This window comes from Sunxiuqinia elliptica (assembly GCF_900113005.1).
GTDB lineage: Bacteria > Bacteroidota > Bacteroidia > Bacteroidales > Prolixibacteraceae > Sunxiuqinia > Sunxiuqinia elliptica.
Genome location: NZ_FONW01000020.1, coordinates 19,697 through 39,706, shown reverse-complemented (window position 1 = coordinate 39,706; position 20,010 = coordinate 19,697). Strand labels below are relative to the sequence as shown.

15 protein-coding genes and 1 tRNA gene are annotated in these 20,010 nt (G+C 42.2%); 10 read left to right on the top strand and 6 right to left on the bottom strand.

Going from position 1 to position 20,010, the window contains the following annotated elements; translation table 11 throughout:
- From BM156_RS20470 to BM156_RS20430, 8 genes are all read left to right on the top strand, one after another.
- A partial coding sequence (locus BM156_RS20470; protein ID WP_093921774.1) for a reverse transcriptase domain-containing protein occupies positions 1–918 on the top strand: 918 nt, incomplete at its 5' end.
- Positions 919–1,051: 133 nt separating this feature from the next.
- Positions 1,052–1,864: a hypothetical protein gene (locus BM156_RS20465; RefSeq protein ID WP_093921771.1), complete on the top strand. Its 813-nt coding sequence runs from the start codon at positions 1,052–1,054 to the stop codon at positions 1,862–1,864.
- Positions 1,865–2,105: 241 nt separating this feature from the next.
- Positions 2,106–3,116, top strand: a complete 1,011-nt coding sequence (locus tag BM156_RS20460) for a transposase (protein ID WP_170847037.1) — start codon at positions 2,106–2,108, stop codon at positions 3,114–3,116.
- 795 nt (positions 3,117–3,911) lie between these two features.
- Positions 3,912–4,634: a DUF3784 domain-containing protein gene (locus BM156_RS20450; RefSeq protein WP_093921768.1), complete on the top strand. Its 723-nt coding sequence runs from the start codon at positions 3,912–3,914 to the stop codon at positions 4,632–4,634.
- Between the two features lie 94 nt (positions 4,635–4,728).
- Entirely contained in the window at positions 4,729–5,454 is a 726-nt protein-coding gene (locus BM156_RS20445) for an NAD(P)-dependent oxidoreductase (protein WP_093921767.1), read from the top strand.
- An 86-nt stretch (positions 5,455–5,540) separates the two neighbouring features.
- The gene (locus tag BM156_RS20910; protein WP_399165468.1) at positions 5,541–5,750 is read left to right on the top strand and encodes a GDCCVxC domain-containing (seleno)protein; all 210 of its coding nucleotides are present in this window, start codon (positions 5,541–5,543) and stop codon (positions 5,748–5,750) included.
- Complete coding sequence (locus BM156_RS20435; RefSeq protein WP_093921766.1) at positions 5,751–6,545, top strand: cation efflux transmembrane domain-containing protein; 795 nt, start codon at positions 5,751–5,753, stop codon at positions 6,543–6,545. It abuts the gene before it with no gap.
- Positions 6,546–6,887: 342 nt separating this feature from the next.
- On the top strand, positions 6,888–8,090 hold the full coding sequence (locus BM156_RS20430) for a two-component regulator propeller domain-containing protein (protein ID WP_170847036.1): 1,203 nt from the start codon (positions 6,888–6,890) through the stop codon (positions 8,088–8,090).
- Positions 8,091–8,274: 184 nt separating this feature from the next.
- Here the strand turns inward: BM156_RS20430 and BM156_RS20425 are convergent, their stop codons facing one another.
- Entirely contained in the window at positions 8,275–8,646 is a 372-nt protein-coding gene (locus BM156_RS20425) for a heavy-metal-associated domain-containing protein (protein WP_093921764.1), read from the bottom strand.
- 98 nt (positions 8,647–8,744) lie between these two features.
- Here BM156_RS20425 and BM156_RS20420 point away from each other — a divergent pair.
- Positions 8,745–8,816: transfer RNA gene (locus tag BM156_RS20420), tRNA-Thr, on the top strand.
- 76 nt (positions 8,817–8,892) lie between these two features.
- Here the strand turns inward: BM156_RS20420 and BM156_RS20415 are convergent.
- The 4 genes from BM156_RS20415 to BM156_RS20400 form a co-directional block, all read right to left on the bottom strand.
- Positions 8,893–10,794, bottom strand: a complete 1,902-nt coding sequence (locus tag BM156_RS20415; RefSeq protein WP_093921763.1) for an efflux RND transporter periplasmic adaptor subunit — start codon at positions 10,792–10,794, stop codon at positions 8,893–8,895.
- A 46-nt stretch (positions 10,795–10,840) separates the two neighbouring features.
- Entirely contained in the window at positions 10,841–12,082 is a 1,242-nt protein-coding gene (locus tag BM156_RS20410; protein WP_093921762.1) for a TolC family protein, read from the bottom strand.
- Entirely contained in the window at positions 12,079–15,885 is a 3,807-nt protein-coding gene (locus tag BM156_RS20405) for an efflux RND transporter permease subunit (protein ID WP_093921761.1), read from the bottom strand. Before BM156_RS20405 ends, BM156_RS20410 begins: the two co-directional genes overlap by 4 nt.
- A 121-nt stretch (positions 15,886–16,006) precedes the next feature.
- Positions 16,007–16,384: an HYC_CC_PP family protein gene (locus BM156_RS20400; RefSeq protein ID WP_093921760.1), complete on the bottom strand. Its 378-nt coding sequence runs from the start codon at positions 16,382–16,384 to the stop codon at positions 16,007–16,009.
- 108 nt (positions 16,385–16,492) lie between these two features.
- Between BM156_RS20400 and BM156_RS20395 the strand changes: the two genes are divergently transcribed.
- Positions 16,493–17,629: an aldose epimerase family protein gene (locus BM156_RS20395; protein WP_212733568.1), complete on the top strand. Its 1,137-nt coding sequence runs from the start codon at positions 16,493–16,495 to the stop codon at positions 17,627–17,629.
- 74 nt (positions 17,630–17,703) lie between these two features.
- Here BM156_RS20395 and BM156_RS20390 read toward each other — a convergent pair whose 3' ends face one another.
- Positions 17,704–19,584, bottom strand: coding sequence for a CocE/NonD family hydrolase (locus BM156_RS20390; protein WP_093921759.1), 1,881 nt, complete (start codon positions 19,582–19,584; stop codon positions 17,704–17,706).
- Positions 19,585–20,010 lie beyond the last annotated feature (426 nt).

Sequence of the window (20,010 nt, the reverse complement as noted above, 5' to 3'; positions counted from 1 at the left end):
GGTTACCGACCGGGCAGGAGTGCGCATCAGGCGCTGTCTGCTGTTCGGGAAAATTGCCGGATGTATGATTGGGTAATCGACCTGGACATTAAAAGGTTCTTTGATAACATTGACCATAACAAGTTGTTACTTGCCTTGAAGAAACATGTTCCGGAGAAATGGAGCCTGATGTACCTTGAACGCTGGTTAAGCACACCTGTTTTGAAGAAAAGCGGAGAGCTGGAACAGAAACAAGGGAAAGGGACGCCTCAAGGCGGTGTAATTAGTCCGTTGTTGGCAAACCTGTTTCTGCATTATGCTTTCGATGTCTGGCTGACTGGCTTGAGCAATACCGTGCGATTTGTAAGATATGCCGATGATGCAGTTGTACATTGTAAAAGCCGGCGTCAGGCGGCGTGGATTTTAGCCCGAATCAACGAGCGGATGCAAAGCTGTGGACTGGAGCTTCACCCGGAGAAAACGAAAATCATTTACTGCAAGGATTACCGCCGTAAAGGCGACTACCGAATAGTGAAATTCGATTTTCTGGGTTATAGTTTTCAACCTCGCACTTGTAAATCGAAAAGAGATGGGAAACTATTTCTTGGATTTGATTGTGCCATCAGCATCAGCTCAAAGAAACGGATTGCTGATAAAATGGAAGAACTGAACATCGTTGGGCTGACCCACAAAAGCATTGTTGGTGTCGCCCAGTTTCTGAATCCGTTCATTCGGGGTTGGGTGAACTATTATGCTAAGTTTAGGAAGAGTGCGATGAATCCGGTCTTCCATATGCTAAGTCGTCGTCTGATTAGATGGGCACGTAAAAGGTACAAACGATATAAAACCAGTCCGCGCCGGGCATGGCTATGGTTCAATCGGGTTCGGGATCAATTTCCCGGCTTATTTTACCACTGGCAGGTCGGCATAACTGGTTAAATCGTTTAGATTTGTATAACAAGAGCCGGATGACGGGAGACTGTCAAGTCCGGTTCTGTGAGAGGCTTAGGGTGAAACTCCCTTTGCCTACTCGACCAAGTGACCGTTAGCCATAATTTTAAAATGAGCAAGCATGAATAAGTTTATTTCAATACTGACAATAGGATTAATAATTCTTTGTTCATGTGAGAGCAAAGAGAGTCAATATTTTCATGATGAATCTAAGGTTGTAAATGAGAAAATTACGTACAACCTTTCAAAGATTCAGAAAAAATACGCGATGAATCCCCAAATGGCTAAACCATATTTTGAATTTTCTTCATTTTTAGAAACAAAGTTTGACTCAATACTCTATTTCGTTGACCAAGAAAATTCTAAAGAAGTGTATAATAGGTTTATCAATTTATATTCCTACATAGAACCAAGTTCATACTTTGATTCGAAATACATTCAACAAATAGTTATTCCTAACTGGTTCAACAAATGGATTGGGAATGAAAAGAAATATGATTTCTCTGATAATAAAGAGATACTAAAGTTGGACGTACTTAATCTGGAAAACGAACTTTTAAATTATTTATATAATAGCATAGAAGCAGATTATTTCAAATTCAACCAGATACAGGCAATGATTGTAGATTCTTCTAACAATATAAAAGTTGGAGAAACCTATCATGCAAATATTTTTCTTGCGGCATTTGACACAACAAAATACCCTTTGATTATGGTTGCTGATTCTTCTCAACCTGACAGCGTTTTGTTAATGGGTCGACCAGATAATAAACGGCTTTTTGAAATTGAAGTTATCAATGGGAAAGGAATTTACAAAAAGAAAGTGCATAAAGCAGGTATACATGGATTTAAGGGAGTTTATTGTTATCCTGCCCCAAATGGAGATTTATTGCGTCTTACATTTTATCAAGAATTTAATGTTACAAATAAATAAAAAACAATGGCTAACAATCGTTAGTTTGTACTCAGTCTCCCAAGTCAAGAAGAAAAATGATATTTGATAATTACTTTCGGGAAAAAGCTCCATCTGCTGCATTAACTTTAGCTAACAATTAGGAAAAACCTAAGCTTAATATTAAGCACAGCAGATTATTGAGTAAAAGCCAGAGAGTATTTAGGGCAGAACCCATTATCACGATTTTAGCCACTCAATGCGGAGCATAAATACAAAGTTTATGCAAGTATACGGAATTGACCTATCAATGGAAAAGTTTGATGTAAACTACATCGACCAAGATGGAAATGAAAGAAAACAAGAAGTGAAAAACAGGTTGAACGGTATATCGAAGTTCTTAGCAACTGTTTCTTCCGATGCCGTTCTTTGTGCTGAGAATACGGGAACATACGGCGATATGTTGGTTTTTCTCAGCAATCAAAAAGGGATAAATATATCCTTGGTTTCAGGCTACACTATAAAACACAGTCTAGGTATGATTAAAGGTAAATCAGACCCAATTGATGCAGGCAGGATAAGGGAGTACGGTGAGCGCTTCTATGATAAGCTTATCTTCAAAGAGTACGATCGGGAAGAAATGGTTGAATTAAGATCCCTTTATTCGCTGAGATCTCAGCTGGTAAAATCTCGAAAGATTTTACGTACAGGAGAACATAGCCGATTAAATGTTCCGATGCAAAGCATTAGCGTAAAAGAGCATGTAACCAATGCCCTGGCACACCTTGATGCAGAAATTAAAGAAGTAGAAAAGGAAATAGAAGGTATTATAACGTCTGACCGGGAACTCAACGAGAACTATGCGTTATCGGTAAGTATAAAAGGGATCGGACCCGTTATTACCACAGAACTGATAATCAAGACTGGAAACTTTAAAACGATTGACACGGCCCGAAAAGCCGCTTCTTATGCAGGTGTATGTCCTTTTCCTAACGAATCAGGGAAAATGGTCGGAAAAAGGAAACCCAGTTCATTTGCCGATCGAAAACTGAAAGCTCTTTTGTATATGGGGGCAAAAACGGCCGTCAAACACAATCCTGAATATAGTTTGTACTATCAGAAGAAAAAGCTGGAGGGTAAACCTCATTATTTAATAATGAACAACGTGTCCAATAAGATACTCCGAACCATTTACAGTGTAGTGAAGAATAAGACACCGTATAGCCAGGATTACTTATGTCTTGATCCAAGAGAATTAGAAAAGAATAACAGCTCCGCTAAAAAAGTGGCATAAAAACTTGTATTTTAATAGAGTATATTAAGCGTTCGAGCCGCGCGCAGCGCAGAGTTTGAATGCAGTGTTGACGTGAACCTTGTCCGGCCACTGACGCAAACCGGGATTGATAAGCGAAACAAGTCTTATGGGTTTTCCGATCGGATATAAGCTATTTTGCCTGACCACCATGGTCGTGCTTTTTGTTTTTTGGTGTTTTTTTCTCCTTGTTTTTATGACTTCAACGAAGGAGTTACTTCCCGTTTTTGTGTTTGGGAAGCCGTTTTTCGGGTTTTTCTTCGCTGCCTGTCACAGCTCCGCCAGGCCCTGCTGTCAGGGCTTTTTCACAAGTTGCATCATAAGTTTTAGGATTTGAGCATCTGCGGGAGGTGGCCCGCGGGAGTTAAAGCGCCAAATAGTGACCAGCTTTCCTTTCCGGCAGGCCGGACACAGCAGGTGCACATCCTTGCGTTCGGGAAGCTTGATTCGTCCGAGTTCCTGTTGCAGCAATTCAACGGCCATAGTTGTTTAGCGTACTCTCACTTTTGCCTAAAAGCGAAACTTGCCGTTGCAGTTTTTCATAAACTTGCTTAAATTCAGGGAGTGAAAAACAAGCTTGCTCAATTAAGGTGGTGCTTTTTTTTCATGATGATAGAATTTATAGTTCAAACTAAAGGTACTGGAGCCTGAGCACTTTAGCTACCTTTAGGTTTCGTTCAACAAATTGTCATATGGCAGGCGGGGGGCTTAGCGGTCTGACAAGTCTGGCCGGCAGGAGAGTGACCGTTAGTAACAACTAATGAAAACAGATAGATCATGGATATTTTAATCATCATTGTTGGACTTTTTATGATAGGTATTGGTTTTTTAGTCAAATCTTCTCCCAGTTTGATTGCTGGATATAATACAATGCCTGAGGATAAAAAGAAGAATGTAGATATTGTTGGTTTATCAACATATATGCGAAACGGTTTAATAATCATTGGACTGTCTATTGTTGTTGGATACTACTTGTTTAAATGGATTGGACTTACTGTAATAGCAGAATCAATAATTGGAATTGTGATCTTGCCTGGAGTGGCGATTGTGGTGATCAGTTCACAGCGATTTGATAAAAACAAGGACAAAACTAAAAGAGCTAAGCTTACATACAGTTTTCTTGGCTTAGTTGCAGTATGTGTGATTGGGCTTTTTATATATGGATATTCACCTTCAAAAGTTGATATTTCAAGCGATAGAATTAAATTCTCAGGTATTTACGGCTTTGAGATGAATGTTTCTGATATTGATCATGTTGAGCTTTCCGAAGATCTACCTGAGATTAAAATGCGGACAAATGGATTTAGCTCTGGAGCAGTTAGAAAAGGATTCTTCAAGCTTGATAAGTTTGGTAAATCACGATTACTAATTCATTCAAATAGGTTGCCTTACTTGATTATAACTAAGAATAATTCCGAAAAAATCATTGTTAACTTTAAGAGTGAAACAGAAACTGAAAAATTATTTGGATATATTACGGCCTTGATTGATAACAAATGACTGTGCCAGTGTGCCCCTTGCTCCCGCAAGATTGTAGCGTGTGGTTTCGCTGTAAGCTATTGAAAATGGACGTACGAAATTAATAAATTGACAAATGACAACATTAGTAGTAGGTGCAACGGGTGCAACGGGGAAGCAGTTGGTTGAACAATTGTTGCGTATGGGACAAACAGTCAAGCTGATTGTACGTCCGACTGCAAAAATCCCTGAGACCTGGAAGAATAACGATCGAATATCAATAATCGAAGCAAGTATCTCACAAATTCGTGTTGACGAAATGATAGCATACTTGAGTGATTGTCAGTCAGTAGCTTCTTGTCTTGGTCATAATCTAAACTTGAAAGGTATTTATGGAAAGCCTGGGAAGTTAGTGACTGACGCTGTTAAGCTGCTTTGTACGGCCATTCAGAAGAGTTCACCCGATAAACCAATCAAGTTTGTATTGATGAGCACAACCGGTTATCGAAATCGGGGGTTACGCGAGTCCATTTCTATCGGAGAGAAACTCGTGATGGGGGTGATTCGTTTACTTGTTCCACCGCAGTTAGACAATGAGAAAGCAGCCGATTTTTTAAGGATGAACATTGGGCAACAAAATAAAGCAATCGACTGGGTGGTTGTGCGACCAGATACATTGATTAATGAAGAGTGTGTTACCGAATATGAACTGTATGGTTCACCAATAAGAAGTGCACTTTTTAATCCTGGAAAAACCAGCCGAATTAATGTTGGTAATTTTATGGCTAGACTAATCGTTGAAAGTAGCTTGTGGGACAACTGGAAAGGGCAAATGCCCGTAATTTATAATAAACGAAGTTAGTTGGATGAAAACAACTGTCCCTTGCTAGCTCTCAGCGGAGATAGTGATGGATCGTTCTGGCTAATGTTAAAAGAACCGAAAGGAACATGATGCAAATCAAATTAATTTCAATAATAACTTGTCCAAACTGTGGTCATTCAAAAGAAGAAAAAATGCCCACTGATGCGTGTCAATTTTTTTATGAGTGTGTAAATTGTAAAGCAGTTTTAAAACCAAAACCAGGCGACTGTTGTGTATATTGTAGCTTTGGAACTGTTAAATGTCCTCCAAGCCAGCAAAAACAAAAATGTTGCTAAATGGAAAAAACACTATTTGAAATTGCCAAAATGGATTGTCCTTCAGAGGAAAACTTAATCCGAATGAAATTGGACGGAATTTCCAGCATTAAAAGCTTGGAATTTGATATTCCCAATAGAAAATTGATTGTTTTTCACCATGGGGAAATCGACCAAATTGAAAAATCAATTCTCGAACTGAATTTAGGAGGACAAAAACTAAAAACAGAACATACAGGCCAAACCGAGTTTAAAGAAGACACAAACCAGAGAAAACTACTGTGGGCAGTTCTGGCTATCAACTTTGCATTCTTTCTAATCGAAATGACAACCGGACTGATTTCAAAATCAATGGGATTAGTTGCTGATAGTTTGGATATGCTTGCCGATTCATTTGTTTATGGAATTAGCCTCTTGGCAGTTGGGGGAACTTTGACAAGGAAAAAGAGAATTGCAAAGCTTGCAGGATATTTTCAGATTACGCTTGCCTTAATTGGATTTTTGGAAGTGTTAAGACGTTTTTTTGGAGCGGAAAAGCTTCCCGACTTTACAACAATGATTTTCATTTCAGTCTTAGCATTAATCGCTAACGGAATTTGTTTGTATTTACTACAAAAATCAAAAAGCAAAGAAGAAGCACATATGAAAGCGAGCCTGATTTTTACCTCGAATGATGTGGTTATTAACTTGGGAGTTATCGTTGCGGGCCTGTTGGTTAATTGGTTGAACTCGAACAAACCTGACTTAATTATTGGAACAATCGTCTTTGTTTTGGTAATTCAAGGAGCAATAAGAATACTAAAACTCGGAAAATAAAAATCTGCTCCTTGCTTCCGCACGATTGTATCGTTTAGTTACGTTGATAAATAACATGGCCATTTAATAATAGCACGAATTCCAAATCTTCGCCAGCAGCAAATTGAAAACTAGCATCCTACGCTCAGAAAAGTGCAAATTATATTTTAGGGGTCCAGCAGAGTCGTTTGCTGGGGGCTTGTATCGCAATTCCATTTTAACGGACATGAGTGCTCTTCAATCCCGATAGTTATTGAGATGCAACGGCAACATGGATGACCCGTTATCGCAAAGATGGCATCAAAATTGCATGTAATTAAAACATAATAATAAATGACTTTAATACCCTTTAAAATACGACTTATGAAAGCACAGTTCTTTAAGTGTATCACAGTTATCGGATTAATTGGGATCCTCTTAGCATGCGAAAAAGAAGAAATTCCTGTAAGCGGGATAAATCTGTCAGAAACCACGATTGCACTATCGGTCGATTCTACAACAACATTGCTTGCCGAAATTGCCCCCTCGGATGCTTCGAATAAAACACTCCATTGGAGTTCGAGCGATCCTGCAATTGCGCTGGTAAGTCCTGATGGGATGATCTCAGGCATCTCACCCGGGACAGCGACTATTACTGTTGAATCGGATGGAGGATTCGTTGAAACATGCCGTGTAGATATTTTTCAAATAATAGAACATGACCCAATAGATAAAATACAATTCGGTGCTTCGCCATTTGTGGCTTTTGATCGTAATGATAATCTTTGGTATGGAGGCTATGGAGGCTATGGAGGCTTGTATAAAATAGGATTCGATGGATCAGGAGGACAGTTTTATTCATTAAATACCGACGTGCATGCTTTTGCTTTTGATTCGGAGAACAATCTTTGGGTAGCAACGCACTCAATGGGGCTTCTGAAATTTGATGGACAAACATGGTCTAGCTACGATACTTCAAATTCAGAAATTCCAACAAACAGTATAACGTCTATTGGCATTGACAATAATGATAAAGTCTGGATGGGCCTATCAGGTGGTCAAAACAAAGTGGCAAGCTTTGATGGCATACAATGGAGGACCTATGAATCAGAAGAGTGTTTAGTAGAAGAGTTCTATGTTTTTGACATAAAGGCAGATCGTCAAAATAATATGTGGTTTGCTCATTATAACGGCGTCTCCATGTTTGATGGTTCTGTTTGGAGTTCGGTTATTACCGACAATAAGCTCACTGGACTAAATGTATTAGGTGTTGACGAAGATAATGAAAGCAATATTTGGTTTACTTCTTCACTGTATGGAATATTTAAGTACGATGGTACAAACACGATCAATTACAACACAAAAAACAGTGATCTTTCTTCAACCAATATTCAGTCGATTATGGTGGATGAAAAAGGCAATATATGGCTTGGGCTTGGCGGCGGCATATCAAGATTTGACGGAGAAACATGGACTGACTTAAACTATCGTGATTTCCATTTTGCTGACATCAGAGCATCAGCTATTGATTCAAAAGGAAATAAATGGTTTGCCTCTCCAACAAAAATATATGAACTTAAAGATTAATAAATCCATTGCTACCGAACGATTATACTATGTAGTTTAGTTGGCAAAATTGCGCCAATGGGTGAGGAACTTTATAAATTACATAGAATTGACAAACTTTATTATCCTTAAAAGTTTAGCTGTTTTACTCATCGGGTGACTCATAGTCACCCGATGAGTAAAAATACAGCCTAAGCGTTCATCCTTAGTGGTTGTGTTGATGATCGTGCTTTTTAGTGGCTTTTTCACTACGATCGTACTGGCAGCAACCAGGCAGTTCGTTGTAAACTTCATCACTGGCTTTGTGTTTTGGGGTGTCGTGCCCAACCTTGGCAATGGCTAGTTGTACCTTGTCCACGTCGGTTTTTTGGTCGTCAAAAGTCACGCTGATCAGTTTACTTTTTTTATCCCAATCAGCCAGGCTTACTCCTTCAACCGATTTGGCTGCTTTTTCGATGCGTTTTTCACACATGCCGCAGTTTCCATTGACTTTAAACTTTTCAGACTTGTCTTTTGCCATAGCGCTGCCGGCTCCCATAAACAGGGCAATAACCAGCATTAATACTTTTGTTTTCATCTTGTTTTAATTTTAATGTTTAAACTTTACTTCTATCGATTTTCTATTCTTTTCGTTTTAATCATTTCATGCAAAATGATTAAATTTAGTCTCCACCTGCCTCTTTAGCTCAGTGGTAGAGCAGCTCACTCGTAATGAGCAGGTCGTGGGTTCGACTCCCATGAGAGGCTCGAGTTCGTTTCGGAATCAAAAAGAGATGATTGGTTCGTTGTTGTACCCGGCACTTCTTGATTCCGAAACATCTTTTTATTCCTCACGGTACAAGCAACATTCCGGCAGATCATTATAAACCGCGTCTGGTGCTTTGTATTGTTCGGTATCGTGTCCGGCTTTGGCAATGGCCAGTTGTACTTTATCCGGACTCGTTTTCTTCGGGTCATACTGCATGTGAACCATTTGTTGCGTAGCATCCCACTGGGCGCTGGAAACGCCACCAACAGCTAAAGCAGCTTTTTCAATCCGATCTTTACACATTTCGCAATTGCCTGAAGCTTTGAACTGGGCATGCTCTTCTTTAGCCGACGTAGTTGCTTGATCTGTATATGAAAGCCGGTCAAATAAACAGCATTCCGGCAGCTCGTTGTAAACAGAATCCGGTGCTTTGAATTTTTCAGTGTCGTGTCCGGCATTGGCAATGGCCTGTTGTACTTTCTCCGGATTTGTTTTCTTCGAATCGTATTGCAAGTGGACCATTTGTTGCTCAGCATCCCAATGGGCACTGAAAACACCATTCACCGCCTTTGCCGCTTTTTCAATCCGGTCTTTACACATTTCGCAATTGCCGGCAGCTTTAAACTGGGCATGCTCGCCCGGTGTATTTGCTTCCATGTTCATATCCCCGTGCTGATGGCCTGTTGAGCTCATTCCTCCCTCTGGATTCATCATGCTTTGTAAACCACGCAACTGTGCTGCTGCATCGATTTTGAAGACGCCATTGGTGGCAATTTCCTCGCCTTCGTTTAAGCCTTCGCTAACGACATAGTTATCGCCAGCAACTGGGCCAAGCGTAATCTCCCGGTAAAGGAAAGATGGTGCTTCACGGTTGGGAACTTTAACGTATACCACCGCTCGTTTTCCGGTCCACAAAATGGAGGATTTCGGAATGAGCAGTTGAGGTTCGTTGGAAACCTCAGAGTTTAGAACACCAGCGGTAAACATGCCGGGTTTCACGCGTTGTTTCGAATTATTGAGTTCAACCCGAACTTGTGCTGCCCGGGTTTTTGGACTAATAAACGGATCGATGTAACGCACCTTGCCAGTGAATGATTCTCCCGGAAGAGCTTGAATGGTGTAGGTCACTTCATCGCCATTTTTGATCCAGGGCAAGTCGTTCTCATACGCATCAAACATCACCCACAGCTTGCTTAGGTCAACTAACTTAAAGAGTGCCTGTCCTTCTTTTACATAGTCTCCGGTTGCCACATTCCGCATACTAACAGTCCCTGAAACAGGCGAAAGCACATCAAAATAGGGTTGGGGGTTTCCATACTTTTCAATGGCGTCAATCTGTTTGTCGTTCAGGTCCCAAAGCTTTAGCTTATTGCGAGCAGCTTGGTAAAGTCCCGGGCGAGTTTCGCTGTAGCCTACAGCTTCAAGTAGTTCGCGCTGAGCAGCCAGCAACTCTGGAGAATAGATGGTTGTCAGCTTTTCACCTTTTCGAACTTGCTGTCCGGTGAAATTGACGAAAAGCTTTTCAATCCTTCCTCCAAAACGGGCTGTTAATTCTGCCACATTGCGTTCATCCGCTTCTACTTTCCCCTGCATATGGATGCTTTTTTGAGGATTTCCTTTTTGAACCCGAATAGTTTGAATGTCTGCTAGTTTTGCGGCGGATTCGCTCAGTTGAATCTCATTGGGATCAACATCATCTCCTCCGGCATTCATCTCCGAAAGTGGAATCAAGTCCATGCCACAGATGGGGCAGTCACCAGGCTTTTCTTGTTTGATTTGAGGGTGCATCGAACAGGTCCAGGTGGTCGGATCGTCAGATTCATGATTATGCCCTTCGTGGCCTTCAATGTGCTGTTCAGATGCGCTTGGTGTGTCTGATGATGAGCCAAAAAACAGCCATCCCAGCATCAATCCAACAACTACTGCTCCCAGTAGGAATTGGTAGTTTTCTTTTATGTATTGTTTGAAATTATTCATCTCTTTTGTTATTTCTGTGTTTCAAAATCATTAATCAAACTTGCTGCTAATTCCCCATTAGGGCATGGATCACTGAAATAGCTGCTTGCTGGTCTGCTTTTGCTTTTTCCAGCTCCAGCGCGTAATTCAGTAGCTTCCGGTCCATGCGAAGTAGCTCTTCGAAATTTCGGCTACTGGAACTGTATTCGGTCTCAAGTACGTGGAGCGAGTTTTCGGCTAATTGTACTTGGCTGCGGTAGAGTTCTTTGCGGCGCAGCGCATCGCGATAATCCTTCCATGCTTTCTCAAACAGAATTTCGAGTTTGTTGGAAGTATTTTGTTTTTGATGGCTGTTTGCCGTGGCCTCATAAGCGACTTGCTGAACCATGGCTTTATACTTGTTTCGGTAGAGTGGAATGGTGATTCCAACCATCGGGAACATAAAAGCATCGGTTCCGGCCATTTGGTTTTCTCCTTTACCAATAATGGTGTAATCCATACCGATATTGAAGGATGGTTTCCCCGATTTTTCAGCGACCTGCTGTTTGAAGCGCAATGCTTCTTGTTGCAAATCCAACTGTAATAATTGATGATTTTGTTGCAATATACTGTCACGGATAGCTGTTTTGCTCAGTCCAACTTCTGTTTCCCATAAAGACTGGGGTAAACTGATTGGACGTTGCTCTTGAGAATTTAAGAGCTCGTGAAACTGTACCTGCAAAAAGACCTGTTGATCTTTGAGCAGGGCTAGCTGATTCTCCAAATCCCCGGTCTCCATCTCCAACCGATATTGGTCAACCGCTGAAACCATGCCGGCTTCTACTTTGATGGCAGCCATCCGTTGGTATCGTTGCAGTATGTCGAGGTTTTCCTGGATGATTTGCAAGGCCTTTTCGTTGAAATAGAGGCTGTAGTATGTGGAACGAACCTCGTTGAAAAGGGCAGACTTGCTTTCCTCAAAAACTTCATATTTGGCTTTGGCTTGCTGAACGGCCGTATTTTCACGGGCTTTCAAGGTTCCAAACCAGGGAAACATCTGATTCGCTGAGATCTTGAATTCCATTGGCCCATGGCGGGTTTCAACGGGTTGAATGGAGTAGCCAAATGCAACCTGAGGATCGGGCAGCGAACCAACTTGTGGCGCTTGCTCCAAGGCGGCCAGGTACTCGTTGAATCGAGCTTTAAGCCCTGGATTATTCTCGGCCGCTTGAACAAGGTAATTGTTCAAAGCATCCTGAGCGTTCGTGTTAAGCGAAGCAAAACTTAGAAAAAGGATTACCAAGCAACTAATATGTATTATCCGTTTCATTGTTCTTTCTTTTTTAGTTGACGTTTAACCAGTCTTTCCTGCCACATACTGTATAGCACAGGCACCACAAACATGGTTAGCACTTCAATGGTCATTCCTCCAAATAAGGGGATAGCCATTGGAACCATAATATCTGAGCCTTTTCCTGTAGAGGTGAGTACCGGGATCAGGGCAATTAGGGTCGTGGCGGTGGTCATCATGGCTGGGCGCACCCGTTTTGAACCGGCTTCCAACACCATGGCCCGCACTTCCTTGATACTTTGAGGGGCTTTTTTCGCTTTTAGCTGGCTTAAATAGGTGCTGATGAGCACTCCATCGTCGGTTGCCACACCAAACAGGGCAATAAACCCGACCCAGACAGCCACACTCAGGTTAATCTGATGAACTTGAAACAAGTCTCGTAAGTTGTGTCCAGCCAAAGTTCCGTTCATAAACCAAGGCTGTCCGTATAGCCAGATCATGATGAAACCGCCTGACAGCGCAACCAAAATACCGGTAAAGATTAACGATGTTGAGGTTACTGACCGAAATTGGAAATACAAAATCAAGAAAATGATGATCAATGATATCGGCATAACAATCATTAAGCGTTTGGTTGCCCGGATTTGATTTTCATAGTTTCCGGTAAACACGTAACTCATTCCGGCAGGAAGTTCAAATGAGCCATCCTCCATTTTGGATTGCAGGTGACGTTGTGCATTCTCGACGACATCGACTTCTGCATAGCCTTCTTTCTTATCGAAAATGACATATCCTACCAGGAAGGTGTTTTCACTTTTAATCATTTGTGGTCCCCGTGTGTAGCTCAGGTCAACCAAATCTCCCAAAGGTATTTGCATACCCGACTTCGTTGGGATGAGAATCTTTTGCAGTTCTTCAGGATTGTCTCTAAACTCACGGGCATAGCGCAGTCTCACAGGGAAACGCTCCCGTCCTTCGACAGTTGTGGTGAGCTGCATTCCACCAATAGCACTTCCAATCACGGTTTGTAAGTCCTGAACGGTGAGGCCATAGCGAGCGAGGGCTTTGCGTTTTAACTTTAACTCGAGGTAAGGTTTTCCAACAACCCGGTCAGCAAATACCGACACCGGCTCGACACCTTCAACATGCTGAAGCTCAGTTTCCAGTTGTAAGCCAACTTTCTCGATACTTTCCAGATCCGGACCAAAAACCTTGATTCCCATTGGTGCCCGCATCCCTGTTTGTAACATGACCAGCCGTGTTTGGATGGGCTGTAGCTTGGGAGCTGATGTTAAGCCGGGGATGGTTGCTTTTGCAATAATCTCATTCCAAATATCATCGGGCGAATGGATTTCATCACGCCATTGTCGGAAATATTCCCCGTTTTTGTCTTCAACGAGCTTTTCTTTTTCAATCAGTAGGAAACCTTCTTCTTTTGGGTTGTAGGTGCTTCCATCTTTTAGCAGATAAGCACCCTCTTTATTCACTTTAAAGCGCATGCGGTGTCCATCTTCATTCAAGATGTATTCGGACTTGTAGTTGATGACATTTTCGTACATCGAAACTGGCGCAGGGTCTAAAGCTGAATTTACCCGTCCCCATTTACCGACAACCATCTCAACCTCGGGAATGGCATTGACCTTTTTATCCAGAAGGCGAATGACTTCCAGGTTTTCTTCGATGCCGGAGTGTGGCATCGTTGTTGGCATCAGCAAAAAGGATCCTTCATCAAGCGAGGGCATAAACTCTTTGCCGAGTCCCGGAAACTTTTCTGTGGCATTGGCCCAGAACTTGGTTTCTTTGACAAACTTTGGCATAAACCCATAGAGTTTATCAACCCCTTGCCATGTGGTTATCCCAAAAACAATAATAAGAATGGGGAGGGTTAAAAAGGCCCATTTGTGGCTTAAACACCACTGCAAAATTTGTGGGTAAAAGCGTACTACCAACATCAGAAATCCGAGCACTACGGTGACAATGAGGATGACAAACAGGAAGTTGGCAAACAATGAATTTTGCGCACCTAAAGGCATCCATGCCTGGGTGAGGAAATAAACGACCACCACCACGGTAATTGCAATGTTGATGTAGTTGACCCAGTTTTTTCGGTTCTCGGGCCAACGGTTAGCCAAGAGTCCATTGATTCCAAAAGCGGTGAGCGCTAGCGCCACATAATTACCTGACCAAATTGAAAGTACAATGCCTGCAAGAACTAACAGGCCATTCCAAATTTGTTTGCTTTTTGTTTTGTTGTATTTGATTGAGAAAACAACATGCGCAAAGGTTGGAATTAAAACCAAACCAATCAACAGGGCAGCAAGCATGGCAAAGGTTTTGGTAAACGCCAAGGGACGGAAGAGCTTTCCTTCAGCGGCTTCCATGGCAAATACCGGCAGGAAGCTAATGATGGTGGTCATCAGCGCCGTGACCACAGCACTGGCAACTTCGATTGTTCCTTCATAAACAACCTGTAAAAGCTGTTTGCCCTTTTTTCCAATATTTTGCGGTAGTTCAATATGCCGAATAATATTCTCCGTGAAGACCACCCCCACATCTACCATAACTCCAATGGCGATGGCGATTCCTGAAAGCGCCACAATGTTGGCATCGACTCCAAACTGCCGCATGGTAATAAAGGTAATTAATACCCCAATGGGTAGCAGGCTGGAGATGAGTACAGATGCCCTGAGGTTTAGTACCAGCACAATAACAACAATGATGCTGATTAATATTTCAAGCGACAAGGCTTCTTCCAGTGTTCCCAGCGTTTCTTTGATCAGTCCTGTTCGGTCATAGAAAGGGACGATGGTTACTTTTGAAACGGTTCCGTCTTCTAAGGTTTTGGATGGAAGTCCCGGGGCAATTTCTTTTATTTTGTCTTTGACATGTTCAATTGCTTCAAGCGGGTTGGTTCCATAGCGGGCCACAACTACGCCACCGACAGCTTCGGCACCTCCTTTGTCCAATCCGCCTCGTCGGGTCGCTGGTCCAAAGTTAATCCGGGCAACATCCTTCAATCTAACCGGGACATGATCGCGAACAGCAACCACGCTTTCTTCCAAATCACTCAAATTTTTGATATACCCCAAAGCGCGAATGAGGTACTCTGCTCGGTTGTATTCCAAGGTTCGGGCGCCAATATCCAGGTTGCTGTTTTTTACGGCGCTCATGATTTGTGAAATATTCACGTCGTAAGCTTTCATGGCTGCCGGATCAATATCGACCTGGTATTCCTTGACAAAACCGCCAATTGAGGCGACCTCGGCAACGCCTTTGGCTGCCGTTAAGGAATAGCGAACGTAGAAATCCTGGATGGTTCGCAACTCATGCGGATCCCAACCTCCTGCCGGATTTCCGTCTTTGTCGCGTCCCTCAAGGGTGTACCAATAAATTTGTCCCAAGGCTGTTGCATCAGGTCCCAGGGCAGGGGTGACATCATCTGGCAGTGTCCCGGGGGGAAGCGAGTTTAGCTTTTCCAGGATTCGGGTCCGACTCCAGTAAAATTCGACATTATCATCAAAAATGATATAAATACTGGAAAGACCGAAAATGGAGTTGCTTCGAATCGTTTTTACTCCAGGAATTCCAAGAAGTGATGTCGTTAAAGGATAAGAGATTTGATCTTCGATATCCTGTGGAGAGCGGCCGGGCCACTCAGTATAAACAATTTGCTGGTTTTCGCCAATATCCGGAATGGCATCTACCGGAACGGGGTCGTTGGGCAAAATTCCTGTATCCCAACGAAAAGGAGAGTTGACCATTCCCCAACCAACCATGATCAATAAGAGTAGGAAGGTTACCAGCTTGTTCTCCAAAAAGAAACGAATTAATTTATTTAGCATACCGTTTCAACTTTATGATTTTTTTTTATTGCAGTAAATTAATAAAAGTATCGACCGCATGCAACGAGCACACAGTCCATAAGGCCAATTCCATCATAGTGAAATCGGAGCAATCAAAAAATCATAAGCGGTACACCTGAATATCCGAAAGGAAGTTCAGGACATCTTTGGGCGGCGGCGCATTGCCTACAACCCAAGCGTCTGTAGATGTTGTGTTATTCTGAAGAGATTCAATTAACAGCACAGGAATCTCATAACAAACAAAAGCAATGTAGTCAACATGATTGAACACCATCGGAACGGTATAATCCTGATCCAGTTGAAAGGTTTGTGCCTCATCATGGCAACAAGCTCCTTGCATATCGCAACAGGAGTCAACGCTTCCGCTGATGGAAAGATCAACCAAATCTTCGCCACAATAGTGTTTGGTGATCGTAAACCCGAGGGTGCTTACCATCATCAAAACGAATAGGATAATATGTGAGATCTTCTTGACCATGCTCTTATTTCAACGCAAATTTATATAAATTTGTTTGGACTATTAAAAGTAAAACAGACTTTTGTGAAAATTTAACAGGTCTAAAATCAAGCTAAAACGAATAAACTGATGAAAAAAAATCTTTTCTTTTTACTGGTCGTTCTTATGGGCTGTCAGCAGCAACCGAGCTCGATAATGCCTTATTCGAAGGCCGATTTTGAAGCAACAATTGATGGTAAGAAAACAAGCTTATTTACGCTGGAAAATACCCAGGGTATGAAGGTGACTTTAACCAATTATGGCGCAAAAATTGTGTCGATCATGGTGCCTGACAAAGCAGGTAAGCTGGCAGATGTGGCTTTGGGATTTAAATCGATTGAAGAATACCAAACGCAAGATGCCGGACAAGGTGCCGTGGTTGGTCCCTATGCTAACCGGATTGCGAATGGTCAATTTGAACTGAATGGAGAAACCTATCAATTGGAAGTAAATAACCACAAAGCCTGTTTGCACTCAGGAACACAAAGCTTTTATCGTCAGGTGTATGATGCCCGCGAAATTCAGACGGATGCTGGTCCTGCGGTTGAAATGACTTTGAACAGCCCGGATGGAGCTTCAGGTTTTCCCGGGAACAAGACGGTTGTGGTTACTTATACCTTAACCGCTGACAACGCATTGAAGATCGATTATAAAGCGACAACTGATAAAGCTTGTCCGTTTAATTTAACCAACCATGTTTATTTCAATTTGAAGGGAGAAGGCAACGGAAATATCATGGATCATGTGGTTGTGATTGATGCCGATTCGACCACAGAGGTGTTGAATAATGAGCTGATTCCAACGGGAAAGATTGTTTCGGTGAAAGGAACAGATATGGATTTTACCAGTCCGCATCAGATTGGAGAGCGTATCGATTCGGAAATGCAAGCACTTGCTGTTGCTGGCGGATATGATCACAACTACATTTTGAATAAAGATCAACATGCGAATGAGCTGACTTTTGCAGCCAGTGCCTACGAGCCAGCTTCAGGACGCTATGTTGAGGTGTTCACCACTGAACCTGCTGTCCAGTTTTATACCGGTAATTTTTTGAATGGCTCGTTGATTGGACGTGCAGGAAAAGCTTATGAGCATCGGTATGGTTTTTGTTTCGAAACGCAGCATTATCCGGATTCACCCAATCATCCAAATTTTCCAAACACTGTTTTAGAGCCTGGAGATACCCTTCGTTCAACAACGATATACAAGTTTTCAGTAAAAGAATAGGTGATTCTTTATAGAATAGAAAAGCCGGAATGCGTATGCTCGTTCCGGCTTTTTTGTATTTGTAGTTGATCGTTCTAATCTGCCGTTTCAAGCATTGGAAGCTCGATAAAAGATTGTTGCTCTTGGCTATGATAAAGTCGGTGTGTTGCTTTGACAAAATCTTCTGGTTTCGCTTCAAAAATATTGTCAACATAGCGTTGAGGATTCCGGTCAACCAAGGGGAACCAAGTGCTTTGTACCTGGATCATTAATTTATGTCCCTTCTGAAAGCAATGCAGCACATCTTGCAAGTCAAGTTCTATTTCTTCGACTTGGTTTGGAGTGAATGGCTCCGGATGCTCATAGCTGTTGCGGAAACGTCCCCGAATGACTTCACTTCGTACCATTTGATGGTAGTTGGCCATTTTTTGTCCTTCGCGAGTCCATTTGTTGTCCGGGGCATCTTTGGGGTAAACATCAATCAGTTTGACAATCCAGTCTGCTGCAGTTTCGCTTGTGGACACCTTTAAGTGAGCTGTTAGTGGTCCTGCCAAAACTAAATCTTCGGTAAGAACCTCGGTTTCGAAAACAAGCACATCGGGTCGTTTAGCTGCAAAGCGCTGATCATCGGTCATGTACTCTCTGGTCATGCCAAAGGTAATTTCTTCGGTGTAGGGAACGGGTTTTGCAGGATCGCTTACATACTCGTCGTAGGCTTTTTCGTCCGAAGCAGCTGGTTGAAACGACAATTTCCCATGCTCCCGGAAATAGAGCTTTTGAGCTGATTGTGTTTTGGGAGGCCATTGATCGAAGCTTTGCCATTCGTTCTTGCCAGTCATGAAGACCGTGGCTTCGGGAAGGTTTAGCTCACCTTTCCCTTTCAGATGATGTACAAAGAAAGGTAGCTCAATGCTGTCTCGGTAAAAAAGCGAGGTTTTTTGTTCGAACGACACATTTCCTAAATGGTCACCATCATTGCGAGCCCATCCGCCATGAATCCACGGGCCTACAACTAATTTATTGTCAGTCTTCGGACTTTGCTTTTCAATGGTTTTGTAGGTATTGAATGTTCCGTAGAGGTCTTCCGCATCATACCAACCGCCGACAACCAATACCGCAGGTTTGATATTTTTCAAGTGAGGAAGAATGGTTCTTTCCTGCCAAAAACGATCGTAATTGGGATGATCGACCAATTCGTTCCAAAATGCAATGCTATCTCCAAAAAAACGAGTCTTGACATTCGATAAAGAACCTAAATCCATATAGAATTGGTACCCGTCAGGGGTTCCCCAGTCGTAGGTTTTAATCCAGTCCTGATAAGGTTGCTGGCGCGGAATATCCATTGCTGCAAAAAAGCCAAGCATTCCTGCCAGGAAAAAGGCTCCATGATGGTGCGGATCATCGAAAAACCAATCGGAAATAGGTGCCTGTGGAGATACACACTTTAAGGCTGGGTGGGCATCAATGGCTGCACATGAAGTGTAGTACCCGGGGTAGGAGATGCCCCACATGCCAATGTTCCCATTGTGGTTGGAAAGGTTTTTGACCAACCAATCCATGGTGTCATAGGCATCTGAGCTTTCATCAATCTGTGAAGGCTGCTGTTTTTTGGACAGATGTGGGCGCATGTGCTCAAATTTTCCTTCCGACATAAAACGTCCACGTACATCCTGGAAAACAAAGATGAATTTTTCGCGTAGAAAAGCAGGAAACAAGCCCCGCCGAAAGCTGAAGTCCATGGCCTCTCCATACGGAGAAATACTGTAAGGAGTCCGGTTAAATAGAACGGGGTAGTTCTCCGATTTGTCCTTTGGCGCGTAGATTACAGTAAAGAGTTTAGTCCCATCACGCATCGGAATATAAACTTCTTGCTTGGTATAGTGATTCACGAGATAAAGCGAATCCGGATTGCTTGCTATACCTGTGGCAGCAAGACTTAAGATCAGACTGAACGCGAGTAATACTCTGGCAAACATAAGTGTAGAATTAGATCGTTTCGTTAATCAATAGAGGAAATTTAAGCAATAAAGATAGGGAGCAACTTTGAGCAATTAAAGTGGTATCGCGAAGAATTGGATAGCTATTTTATTTCGTTTAGCAGAAAGTGGATAGGAGCGTAACAGCTCTTTATAGAAGGTAATTTATAAATCTTTAACAAGAGTTCACACAAGCCACTACTCTTCTCTTGTTTATAGGAAGTTAGACGAAAAGAATAAAGATAGAAGAAGTGCCCGTTTTATTGCTGATTGCCTTGATTCACACGGACTTTAGTGCTGGTTAAATTTAGGTTATCCCTGCGGTTCAGAAACAGAATTTTTCGGGTGGAATTACTATATTTGCCATCGGTTTTTGGAAAGTTTTTAAAAATCAGAATTTTAAGATAATATATTAAGTTTAATTCA